This window comes from Streptomyces brevispora (assembly GCF_007829885.1).
Lineage (GTDB): Bacteria > Actinomycetota > Actinomycetes > Streptomycetales > Streptomycetaceae > Streptomyces > Streptomyces brevispora.
On record NZ_VIWW01000001.1, the window covers coordinates 6,339,257 to 6,350,656 of the forward strand.

7 protein-coding genes and 5 pseudogenes are annotated in these 11,400 nt (G+C 66.6%); 7 read left to right on the forward strand and 5 right to left on the reverse strand.

Annotated elements, in window-relative coordinates; translation table 11 throughout:
- Positions 1 to 177 precede the first annotated feature (177 nt).
- Positions 178 to 1,521 (reverse strand): flavin monoamine oxidase family protein, encoded by a 1,344-nt coding sequence (locus FHX80_RS29135; RefSeq protein ID WP_280118766.1) that lies wholly within the window; start codon positions 1,519 to 1,521, stop codon positions 178 to 180.
- A gap of 762 nt (positions 1,522 to 2,283) precedes the next feature.
- On the opposite strand from FHX80_RS29135, the gene FHX80_RS29145 reads away from it, so the two are divergent.
- Positions 2,284 to 2,841 carry an EF-hand domain-containing protein gene (locus tag FHX80_RS29145; RefSeq protein WP_167523693.1) on the forward strand — a complete coding sequence of 186 codons (558 nt, stop codon included), beginning with the start codon at positions 2,284 to 2,286 and terminating at the stop codon, positions 2,839 to 2,841.
- A 138-nt stretch (positions 2,842 to 2,979) separates the two neighbouring features.
- Positions 2,980 to 3,690, forward strand: a complete 711-nt coding sequence (locus tag FHX80_RS29150) for an iron-containing redox enzyme family protein (protein WP_145766924.1) — start codon at positions 2,980 to 2,982, stop codon at positions 3,688 to 3,690.
- A 141-nt stretch (positions 3,691 to 3,831) separates the two neighbouring features.
- On the opposite strand, the pseudogene FHX80_RS29155 reads toward FHX80_RS29150, so the two are convergent.
- Positions 3,832 to 4,059 (reverse strand): annotated as a pseudogene (locus FHX80_RS29155) (transposase family protein); the annotation flags it as partial.
- A gap of 186 nt (positions 4,060 to 4,245) precedes the next feature.
- On the opposite strand from FHX80_RS29155, the pseudogene FHX80_RS29160 reads away from it, so the two are divergent.
- Positions 4,246 to 4,688 (forward strand): annotated as a pseudogene (locus FHX80_RS29160) (transposase); the annotation flags it as partial.
- 191 nt (positions 4,689 to 4,879) lie between these two features.
- On the opposite strand, the pseudogene FHX80_RS29165 reads toward FHX80_RS29160, so the two are convergent.
- Positions 4,880 to 5,584 (reverse strand): annotated as a pseudogene (locus FHX80_RS29165) (ISAs1 family transposase); the annotation flags it as partial.
- 163 nt (positions 5,585 to 5,747) lie between these two features.
- Positions 5,748 to 5,910 (reverse strand): annotated as a pseudogene (locus tag FHX80_RS36665) (NF041680 family putative transposase); the annotation flags it as partial.
- A gap of 128 nt (positions 5,911 to 6,038) precedes the next feature.
- Between FHX80_RS36665 and FHX80_RS29180 the strand changes: the two are divergent.
- From FHX80_RS29180 to FHX80_RS36090, 4 genes and pseudogenes are all read left to right on the forward strand, one after another.
- Entirely contained in the window at positions 6,039 to 6,938 is a 900-nt protein-coding gene (locus FHX80_RS29180; protein ID WP_145766926.1) for a serine hydrolase, read from the forward strand.
- A 749-nt stretch (positions 6,939 to 7,687) separates the two neighbouring features.
- Positions 7,688 to 7,867: pseudogene (locus FHX80_RS36085) on the forward strand (hypothetical protein); the annotation flags it as partial.
- Between the two features lie 439 nt (positions 7,868 to 8,306).
- Complete coding sequence (locus tag FHX80_RS29195) at positions 8,307 to 9,134, forward strand: glycoside hydrolase domain-containing protein (RefSeq protein ID WP_145766927.1); 828 nt, start codon at positions 8,307 to 8,309, stop codon at positions 9,132 to 9,134.
- A gap of 183 nt (positions 9,135 to 9,317) precedes the next feature.
- Positions 9,318 to 9,797: a tyrosine-type recombinase/integrase gene (locus FHX80_RS36090; protein ID WP_244318491.1), complete on the forward strand. Its 480-nt coding sequence runs from the start codon at positions 9,318 to 9,320 to the stop codon at positions 9,795 to 9,797.
- 200 nt (positions 9,798 to 9,997) lie between these two features.
- Here the strand turns inward: FHX80_RS36090 and FHX80_RS29205 are convergent, their stop codons facing one another.
- A complete protein-coding gene (locus FHX80_RS29205; protein ID WP_145766928.1) occupies positions 9,998 to 11,365 on the reverse strand; it encodes an FAD-dependent oxidoreductase in 1,368 nt (455 codons plus the stop codon).
- Positions 11,366 to 11,400 lie beyond the last annotated feature (35 nt).

Here is an 11,400-nt window from a genome sequence, read left to right on the forward strand (position 1 = left end):
ATGGTGCAACACATCACAAGCTGCTGACACGGCTGGGCCGCGAGAGTCGTCATGGAGTGGGCCACTTCGAACCGCTGCAAAGACCCTGCCCTACCGCAGCGAAGCCGAACGACGCGACGCTTCCCGGGATGGCTACACACCTGAAATCGCCACCGCGGGCACACCGCACCGAAAGGCTCACCACCGCCCGGCCGCGTCTCCAACCTCACGAGTCAGTACAGCTAGGGAGACCGGTGACCCGAGGATCCGTTCGGCCGCGCGGTGCCCTGACTGCAGCGCCCCGTCGACGCAGGCCGGGGCGGCTCCCCAGGTTGCTTCTCCCGCGAAGTGGACAACGCCGTCAACCGGGCCCGCCAGCGCTTCGTGATCCTCGTGGGAGGAGCCGACGGCGATGTAGGAGTACGAGCCGAGGGCGAGCGGGTCCATGCCCCAGCGCGTGATCCAGTGGGCGGCGGGCTCGGGAACGCGGTCGCCGTAGATGTTGCGCAGGGGCCGGAGCACCGACGCGACCACCTCTTCATCGGTCATCTGCTCGATTTCCCGGCCCCAAGCACCGCCGGCGAAGGTCAGCAGCATCGGCTTGCCGCTCACCGCGGAGATGTCGTACCAGGAGTGCCAGGGGACACCGGCCTGGCCGTGCTGCCGGATCACGGAGACGCCGTCCTGCCAGAACCGGTCCGGGAACTGCAGGAAGACCTTGTTGAACACGCCCATTCCCAGCCGGTCGATCGGTCCCGCGACGGCCTCGGGCAGGGCGGGCGTGAACCGGATCGCCCCGGCTTTGAGCACGCCCAACGGCACCGTGACAATCACCTGGGCGGCCTGGAAGGACTCCTCGCGCGTGTCGACCCGCACTCCCGCAGCCGACCTGGTGATGGCGGTCACGGCGGTTCCAAGGCGCACGTCGAGCCCGTCGGCCAGCCTCCGGGGGATCTCGTCGTAGCCACCAGGGAAGACCACTTCGTCACCGTCGATGGTGTCCTCGTCGAGTCCGTGAGCGGCGACCTGCTCGACCTCCGCACCGCACTGCTCCTCGGTGCGATGGCGGTAGAACGCGCGGACCCGCTCGACTCGCCCGGGTTCCCAGCCGGTCGCGGCAAGGGCCCGCTCGGCCGCGGCGGCGTAACTCTCATCGTGGCCCATCGACGCGGCAGCCAGCTGCAAAAGGCCGTCCGCCGCGTCGACGTCGACGGTCCACTCTCGTGCCGCGTCATCGCCCAGCAGGCACGAAGACTCGTCATAGTTGGCGATCGGCCGACCACCGGCCTGAAAACTCCCCACCGTGAACTCGTAGGTGTCGATCCCGAGCGCGGAAACGAGTTCGGCGAGCGGGTTGTTGGTGACACCGTGAATCCACGAGGCGCCACGATCGACGCAGAACCCCGCCGTCCGGTCCGTCCACATCCGCCCACCAACGCGGTCTCGCGCCTCGAGCACGACGACACGCTGCCCTGCAGCGCGAAGCAGGCGTGCCGCCGTGAGGCCGGCGATTCCCGCGCCGACGACGATCGTGTCCATCATCTTCGCTGTTCTCCATGGTATTGACGGCGTGTGCAGCGGATTCTCCGCAGTCGTCATGATCCAACCGGCTGGACACCATTAAGGTCAATACTGTTGGTATAAGCGGTGGATCGACAGCGGAGTCGGGATCGGATCAGGTCGGCGAGTTGGTCGGTGGTGCGCGGGGCGAGGTTGGCGATGCTGCGCTTGTCGTCCGGCCATACCGAGCCCGCGACAGTCTGGGATCGCCGCGCCCCTTCGCGCGAACGACCAACCCCGCACAACATCGCCCGTCTCAGCTTGGCGTCTATCCCTGGCCGGCTTGATGTTCCTTGATCGACTCGGCGCGTTTGACCGTCTTTCCGAGGCCCTGCACCACGTCCGCGACACCACCTTCGCCGAGGACGCCTCACAGCTGCGGACCGGCAATGCGCCCCGCGCGATGGCCACCTGGCGCAACCTCGCCATCGGAGCCCTCCTGACAGCCGGGGTGACATCGCGGCCAGCCTCCGTCACAACGCCCGCGACCCCCGTCGCCCCCTCGCGCTCCTCGGTCTCGGATGAGCACAAACCCGGCGTCACGCAACTACGCCGAAGCCCTGCGCCCTTGAACCGGGCTGAAACTGCCAAGTCGAATTACTCACTCGAATGAGTGGTGAAGCTTTCGTACCGGCGCCCGGGAAGGGAAACGCTGCCAGTCTGAGCTCACGAGTAATTGCTCGTGGTCCGGGTCGCGGCGGGCAATTGTTTCGCCCACCGCTCAGGGAAGTTCGAGGTCTTCGCGTGCCGGAAAAATCCATTATCCACAGCAAGGCCCAGCATTACTACAACGTGTTCCATCACGAGCGCGACGGGTGGGTCAGCGAAACCGATGTGTACGCCTGGGCGGGCCGCACGACGCGGGAATTCAAGCTCACGCCAGGAACCGCCCCCGCCGACGCGCTGCAGAGATCCCTTCTGGAGTACTGGAAGAGATTGTTTGTCCCCATGGACGCAGACGGGGACGGCGTCGTATCACGCGACGAATTCCTGACCGGGTTTGTCAGCCTTGGGGACAAGCCGGATGATTACGCGCGGATTGTCACGCCGTCCGCCAAGGTCTTCGTGGCCACCGCCGACGTCGACGGAGACGGCGAACTCGACAAGTCCGAGTTCAAGCGCCTTTTCCAGTCCTCTTTCGCGCTGAGCGACGAAGACATCGACGTGTCGTTCGCCGACATCGACGCCGACAGCTCCGGCTCCATCTCAACTGACGAGTTGAGAGCGGCCATTCGCGTGTTCCACAGCAGTACTGATCCGAACGACCGAGGTCACCGCCTCCTGGGAGCCTTGCGTTCCTGAGCCGACAGAACCGGACAGTGTCCTCTCGTCCAGAGCCTCTCGCCGTCGGACGCTGATTCCACTCGGCACCGGCGATCAGAGGGGCTCCGCCGGTCCCGCATCGAGCCGCGCTCAAACGACACGCCAGGAGAAACGACCGTGACCACCCATCTGCGGACAACCAAGGCCCCACTGGTGACAGCGCACGCCAAGCACTTGGTGGCCGAGACCGGCGTCCTGACCAATCCGTACTTCCGAACGCTGGTAGACGGAAGCATGTCGTTGGAGAGCTTCCGCACAAGCCAGGAGCAACTCGGTTTCGCCGTCACCTACTTCGCCCGCCCGATGGCCGCGCTGGTGTCGCGGATCGAGCACCCCGCGGACCGCATCGGAATCCTGGGCAATGTCGTGGAAGAACACGGCGGATTCCGCCCTCAGGAATTCCATCACGAGACCTTCCGCCGATTTCTGGCCAGTATCGGCAGCGACACCGCACAGCTGAACGGCCTGAAGATGATGCCGGCCGTCCACGCGTACAACAGCGTTCTCAGTGCGGTGTGTACGTGGGAGGACCCGCAGGTAGGAATTGGCTGCATGGGCGCGATCGAGTACGCATTCGCCTCGGTATCGGCCATCACGGGCAACGCGATTGTGAACCGCGGTTGGGTCGCTCAAGCCGACCTGATGCACTACGGACTCCACTCCGAGATCGACGAACAACACGCAGAGGACTTCTTCCTGCTGCTAGAACCCCACTACCGAAACCCAGCCGCACGACGCCGAATCGACCAGGGCCTCGGCCTGGGCGCGTACGCGCTGAACCGCCTCTACAGCGATCTGTCCGAACTGGGTCGTTCACAGCAAAACTGATCACGGCTGGGCGAGCAGGAAGGCTGCGAGCGCGGGGAATACAGACAGGATCGCGTTTTCCGCTGCCCTGGTCGACCGCCCCAGAAGCGGTGAACGTGCGCGACCGCATGCCCCTCCACCCTACGTTTCCGCAGGTCAGAGGGTTGCCCCGAACAACAACGCCAGTTGGCGCATGATCAGGTTCGTGCGCCAGTACGCTGCGACCAGCAGCGCCCGGTCCTCCAGCGGCAGACCCCAGGGCCGACCCCTGCGGACCGCATCCGCACCCTCGCCCCGCAGAACCGACACCAGCTGGTCGAACTGCCGCGGGCTCAGCCCGGTGAACGGGGCTATCCAGGACGGCTCCGATGCCGTGAGAACACCAGCCACAACAAGATCATCTCACCCGTGACCAGAGGGTTGCCTCAGATGCGGACGCTCAGCCGCAGGTTAGCCTCGCGCTTTCACGAAGCGGGCTGTCCGACGGGTGGTCAGGTAAGCGAAAAGCGCCTCTGACCAGCAAGAATGAGGATTGTCGAGGTCCTTGTTCCTGCCACAGCCGGAGGCACTTCCCAGGTGAAGAAGAGTATCGGGTCGTACCGCGTGTCCGCATCGAGGGCGGTGGCCGCGGGGTGGTGTCCCAGGCCGGCGCCGTGCTGCTGGTCGAGACGGTCCGCAAAGCCGGGCTGGACCAGGTGATATCGGCGGCGCTGGCACCATGGCAACGCCCTCGGGCGGTGCACGATCCGGGGAAGATCCTGCTGGATGTGGCACTGGCGGTCGCGCTCGGCGGGGACTGCCTCGCGGATGTCGGGATGTTGTGGGCTGAGCCGGCCGTGTTCGGACCGGTAGCCTCCGACCCGACCGTTTCCCGCCTCATCGACACCCGCGCCACGGCCGGGCCGAAGGCCCATACCGCGACACGGGCCGCGCGGGCCGAAGCGCGCGAGCACGTCTGGAGCATGGCCAAGAACGCAGCCCCGGACGCCGCAGGGCAGGTGATTGTGGACCTGGACGGGGCAGGGCTTCGGTGTAGTCGGGCCTCGTCCTTTTTGATCATGCGAGGCCGAGAAGGGCGAGGGCGCGGGTTTGGTCCCGGGCTGTCCGGCGGCGATGTTGCGGACGTCGGCGAGGCGGAGGGCTCCGACCGCAGGTTTCTGGAGGTCGCCATCGCTCGGGGTGCGATCCCGGTCCGCAACTGGGAGGCGTCCTCGGTGAAGGTGACATCTCTGACGTGATGCAGGGCCTCGATCGTCCAGTGCCCGCAGGCCAGTTGGGCAAGCTGGGCGGGTGGGGCCTGCTGCGCGGCGAGGCTGGTGACCGCGTAGACGGTCTTGAGGCTGATCTTCTCCGTCGTGCAGTGGACACGGCGCCGGACGATCTGGGCGGCCTGACGGGCGCCGGGGAAGAGCAGGTTGTTGACCGTGCAGACCTTCAGCCTGCGGGTCTCGGAGCGTCCGTGACCAGTCGTGCGTGTCCGGTCCTGGAGCGGTATCTGCTTCCAGGGAAGGGACTTCAACTGCTTGCAGAGCCTCTTCGTGTTGCGCTTCACGATCACGATGTGGTGGGCGTCCCGCCCGCGCAGATAGGTGGCGTGGTCGTACTGGGTGTGCATGGCATCGCTGGTCACGACGGTGCTGGACAGGTCGGGCAGCGTGTCCAGGAGGGGCTGGAAACGCGTGATCTCGTTGGTCTTCTCACCGACGTCCATCTCCGCGAGGACCAGCCCGTCGGCGTGGTGGCAGGCGGCCAGGAGGTGGATCCTCCGTCCGTTGGCTCGGGCCGCACCCCGCAGCGACTTCCCGTCGACGGACAGCCCCTGCAGCCCGTCGCTTCGGCCCTGCCGGTCCGCGAGCCAGCTCTTGCGCGCGGCCCGCGACATGCTGCCCAACCCGGAGAACAGCATCGAGTCCATCGCGAAACTCCTTGGCGTCTCCGCCGGCACCCTCTACAACCACATCCCAGACCTGCGTGAACTTCGCGCCTTCCGAGTTCAGCGCCAGCTCGAGAGCAGTACCTCGTAACTCAGGGCGGAGCCGTTGTGGCTTTTGGCCTCACCTTGGCCGGACCCCTGCAAGGGGGTGGCGTAGGTCCTCGGCGAGTGGTCGGGCGGAGCTGGGTGTGTGCGGTGACGATCAGCCAGGTCCACGGGCCGGCCGTGGCGGGGTAGCGGACAAGTGGCGCGGTCCAGCCGAGCGTCTGCTTGATCATTCTGAAGGTGTGCTCGATGCCGCACCGCCTGTGGGTCTCATCACAATTCGTGTCGAAACGGGACATGAGTGATGAGGGTTACTTCACCTTGCACATATTTCATCTACTTTCGCCATGCAATTCCATTTTAGCGACCCATTGCGGAGGCCTGTCCGACCATGCCCTACTCGCATTCCATATCTCATTCGAAGACCTCAGCCAGGCACCGAGGCAGCCGTGCCGGCGCTTGCGCCGGTGTGCTTCTGGCTTCGATGACATCCCTCTTCTCCTTCGCCGCGGTGCACGCGGCGCCCGCTGTCGCCGCGCCCGCGCCGTCGGAGCAGACCCGTGCCACGGCTGGCGTTGACGCCGCGGTGCAGCCTCAGAGCAAGCCGCGTGTGACGGCGGCGGTGCTCAGCCTGGACGGCGGGAGCCGGAAGCCTTTGCTGTATGGCGAGGATGCCCCTTACGACACCGCCAGCATCATCAAGGTCGACATTCTCGCGGCGCTGCTGCTGCAGGCACAGGACGCGGGCCGGCATCTCACGGTCCAGGAACGCGCGCTAGCCGAACCGATGATCCGGAACAGCGACAATGCGGCGGCGAACGCCCTGTGGCGCGAGATCGGCCGGGCACCGGGCCTGGAGGCGGCCAACAAGCGCCTGGGACTGGCCTCGACCAAGGGCGGTCCCGGTACGAAGTGGGGGCTGACGCGGACGACGGCGAGTGATCAGATCAGGCTCCTGCTCTCCGTGTTCGACAGCGCCGCGACGTCGAAGACCGACTCCCCGCTGAACAAGGAATCCCAGGCCTACATCCAGACCCTTATGAGCCGTATCGCGAGCGACCAGGCGTGGGGTGTATCGAAAGCCTCTGGCGCCGAGTATGCGTTGAAGAACGGCTGGCTGCAGCGCACTGCCTCCGGGCTCTGGGACGTCAACAGTGTCGGCCGGGTCACTGCGGACGGACACCGCTACCTCGTCGCCGTGCTGTCGGACGGCAGTGCGTCGATGAGCGACGGCATCTCACTGGTGGAGCGGGCGGCCCGGCAGGCCGTGTCCGCGACTGCCCGGACCTGACGAGCCGAGACACCCTCGCCTGCCCGCGGGCGTGACGCCTGCCTGGGCAAGCGCGCCGGGCAGCCGCCTGAACCACCGGGTCCCTCCCTACGCCGACCGGCGCCACGCGCCAGAACCCAAAGCGATACAGGTCGCGCGGAAGCAGCAGCGCCGAGAATTGCGGGCGGTCCCCGAACCGATCACCGATCTCGGGTGAATCTCCCGTCCGGACATACGCCGCCGAGACCGGCTCGTCGGAGTGATCCACGAGTACCGGCAAGCCGCCTGACCTGGTCGGATGAAATCGGAATCCGTAGTTCTGCAGCGAACGTGGTCCGGCGACCGTACAGGAGTCGACCGGTGGTGCGCCGGTTCGTCGGCAGCGGGTGAAGGCGCCGATGCGGCTGGTGTCGTCTGCAGCCTACGACGATGTCGCGCTGTCGGTGTACGTGAAAGTGAAGGCTCTCGGTGCACGGCCGGAAGGGTGCCAGGCGAAGGCTGCGACGATCGCTTCGTACCTGGGGCTGTCGACGGCGTCGGTGGAGCGTGGCCTGACGCTGCTGTCGCGTCCGGCTCCGGACGCTGTGATTGAGCTGCGGTCGGACCGCCGGACCTCGCCGAGCGGCCGTGGCACGTCGGCGGTGCCCCGGCCCCGGCCGGTGCGCCCAGCGCGTCAGCACCCCGCGCGGCAGCACTGCAGTCTCCGGCCTGGAGCTGATGACCGCGCTGCGCCGGCCGACCGGCCCGGTGCGCGATGAGGAGACAGGCAACTGGGTGTCCGGCCACAACCCGGGTTCGCCGGGTACGCAGCCGATGGACCCGGCGCCCTCCAGGACCGCATCAACTACCTGCTCAAGCAGATGGGCACCGCGAAGGCCGTGGCGGCGGAGCTCGGGGTCACCGCCGAATCCGTGAACCGCTACCGGCGCGGTGCCCGCAAGCATCCGCAGCAACGACCCGTCCTGACGAGCAGCCGAACACCTCGGAGCAGTGGAATCCGACGCCCACCCGACGTGACTGCCGGGCCGTCAACCTGCCCACCACAGACCCGAAAAGCCGAAGCGGCCCGCCGATCGAACCGGCAGACCGTCACGAAAGAACGAGGTTAGGCAAGTCACTTGTCGGAATCATGACTGTCGGATTGCACACGGACCGGTGCCAGCGTTGGTGCAGCCTCCAACCGGGCCGAGCACACGCGAAGCTGCTCACTTTTACGATACGGACGTCGGCTATTCTGCGATCCGCTCCGGGCATCCGAAGCGGAGGTACCGCACCACTACACAGACACTGCACCCGTACTGCGGTCGTGTTGTGGCATAGCGCAAGCTCTCCTTCGCAGGAGCGTCGGACTCACGGCGGCCGAAGGCTGCCATACGAATGGGGTGGGGATTGTCCAGTCATCGGCTGTCCAAAAAGGGTCGCTACATCGCCTGGGCGACGACGGGTGTCGTCGTCGCTGCGGGTGCAGGAATCGCAGCACAGACGTCCATGGCGGCCACCGCTTGGCCTGCGCAGAAGACCTACACCGGTCGAGCGTTCGATGCGTGCACTGCGCCCTCGCTCGCAGCGATGAAAGCGTGGAACACGAAGTTTTACGGCGCCGCCGCTGTCTACATCGGCGGCAAGAACCGTGGCTGCGCCCAGCCCAACCTGACCAAGTCCTGGGTGAAGTCGGTCAACTCCACCGGCTGGAAGCTCATACCGCTCTACGTCGGCGCGCAGCCGCCCTGCCAGAAGAGCGTAAACCCGGAAAGATTCACCGCTTCCACGGCAGCCTCCCTCGGTGCGAGTAACGCGAAGGACGCGGTGGCCAAGGCATCAGCCCTCGGGATGAATGCCGGCAGCCCGATCTACCTGAATATGGAGTCGTACGACATCACCGACAAGGCGTGCAACGACGCCACCCTCACCTACGTGCGCTCCTTCACCAAAACGCTGCGGAACGCAACCTACCGTGGCGGCCTCTACGGCTTCAGCAGCTCCAGTGCCAAGGCCATTGCCACCGCCCCGAACAAGACGGACCTGCCAGGCAACCTCTGGTACGCGCTGTGGGATAAAAGGAACACGACCACCACCGACTGGCCGTGGAACCCCGCTCAGTACACCGACCACAGCCGCGGCCATCAGTACATGGTAAATAGCAAGGAAACGCGGGGCGGTTACACCATCACAGTCGACCGCAACGCCTGGGACGCTCCTGTCGCCATCGTCGGCTGAGAAGCTCCAACCAAGCGAGACCCCGGCTGGTTGGGGAGGCCGGCCGGGGCAGCACGGGTACCCGAAAGCAGTCGTCTCTCGAGGGCAGGCGCCAAGCGCCTGCAACCGGACGGTCCCGAGTTCAATCTCAGTAGGAATGGCACGATCCGCATCCGTTGGCGGGTCGGCCGAAGGGCATACCGCTTGGACTGCAAGATACGGCTTGTCCCCCTGAAGCTCCGTGAGGAGGGTGAGTACCGGGACGTTCCCGCCGCAGGTCTTCTCTGCGCTGAGATTGAGGCCCACGAGGAGTTGTTGAAGCCGGTCCCGCTCACCTTCCAGAACAGGGCAGGGAAGACCAGGCAGGTCGAGGTCTTCTTCACACCCCGCGATCGCGGCAAGGGGACGATGCCCACTGCAAACACCTACGTGCACTATTCTAAGAAGGCGTGCGTGGCGGCCGGGCTGGTAGACGCAGAGGGCAAGCCGAAGTACCACCCACACTCGTTGAGGCACTTCTTCGCCTCGACCGCGCTGGCAGCCGGCATCCCGATCCACGAGGTCTCGCGCTGGCTCGGCCACAGATCGGTCAAGACCACCGTGGACATCTACGGTCACCTCGTCCCCGAGTCGTGGGGGCGCTGCCGCGACATCGTTCAATCGGCGCTCACGTCCGCGGTTTGAGTGACGCCGATGCCGGGATGAATCCCCGTGCTGGGACGGACCGTTCGACAGCGCCCTTTTCGCAGGTGGGAGCTCTGAAATCGACGTTCGGCGACAACGTCGAGGCACTGCAGGGGCGCTGACCGCCCCGGTCCGGCAACGGCCGACGGCCCCGGGAGGCTCTCCCGCGCGGGGACCTTCCGGGGCCGTCGGTCGTGATGTCAGTTGCCGGGATCCGAGGCATCCAGCATGGCGTCGCGCTCCACGACCTTGACCCGCTCGCGCCCCTGCTCCTCGCCGAGGGCGCGCTCGTGGGCGTCCAGGCGGTACCAGCCCTCGCGGGTGGTGTAGCGGATGCCGCGGGCCTGCAGGAACTCGGTGACGGCCTCCGGCTCGGGCTGTGCCGGGGCGGGCAGCCGGCCGGTGCTGTGGTCCTCCAGCAGGCAGGCGACGGTTTCGTTGGCGTCGCCCTTGGTGTGGCCGATCAGGCCGATCGGACCGCGCTTGATCCAGCCGGTGACGTACACCGATTCCATCGGCTCCTCACCGGCGAGGACCCGTCCGGCGGCGTGCGGAACGGTGCCGGAGGCGACGTCGAAGGGGAGCTTGGGCAGCTCCTGCGAGTAGTAGCCGACCGCACGGTAGACGCTCTGCACGTCCCAGTCGTTGAAGCGGCCGGTGCCGCGCACGTTGCCGGTGCCGTCCAGCTCGGTGCGCTCGGTGCGCAGCCCGACGACCTTGCCGTCCTCGCCGAGGATCTCGACCGGGGACTCGAAGAAGTGCAGGAAGAGCTTGTGCGGCCGGTCGCCGACGTCGCGGATCGCCCACTTCTCCAGCGTGGAGGCGACCATGTTGGCCTGCTTGTTGCCGCGCCGGGTCTCGATCGAGCCCTGGTCGTAGTCGATGTCCTCGGGGTTGACGATGACCTCGATGTTCGGCGAGTGGTCCAGCTCGCGCAGCTCCATCGGGCTGAACTTGGCCTGGGCCGGACCGCGCCGCCCGAAGACGTGCACCTCCAGCGCCTTGTTGGCCTTGAGGCCCTCGTAGACGTTGGCGGGTATCTCCGTCGGCAGCAGCTCGTCGCCGGTCTTGGCCAGCATGCGGGCCACGTCCAGGGCCACGTTGCCGACACCCAGGACCGCGACCTTCTCGGCCTCCAGGGGCCAGCTGCGCGCCACGTCGGGGTGGCCGTCGTACCAGGAGACGAAGTCGGCGGCTCCGTGCGAGCCCTCCAGGTCGCCGCCGGGGATGTCCAGGGCCCGGTCCGCGTCGGCGCCGGTGGAGAAGATCACCGCGTCGTAGAAGGTCCGCAGCTCGTCGAGGCCTATGTCGTTCGGATAGTCGACATTGCCGATGAGCCGTAGCTGCGGCTTGTCCAGGACCTGGTGCAGCGCCTGCACGATGCCCTTGATCCGGGGGTGGTCCGGGGCCACGCCGTAACGGATCAGGCCAAAGGGGGCGGGCATCCGCTCGAACAGGTCGATCGACACGCCCGGGTCGGAGGCGGCCTCGGATTTGAGCAGCGCGTCCGCTGCGTAGATTCCGGCGGGACCGGCTCCGACGATGGCTACGCGGACGGGGCGTGTCATGGAGGGCTGTTCCTTAGAACGGGCGAACACGGACA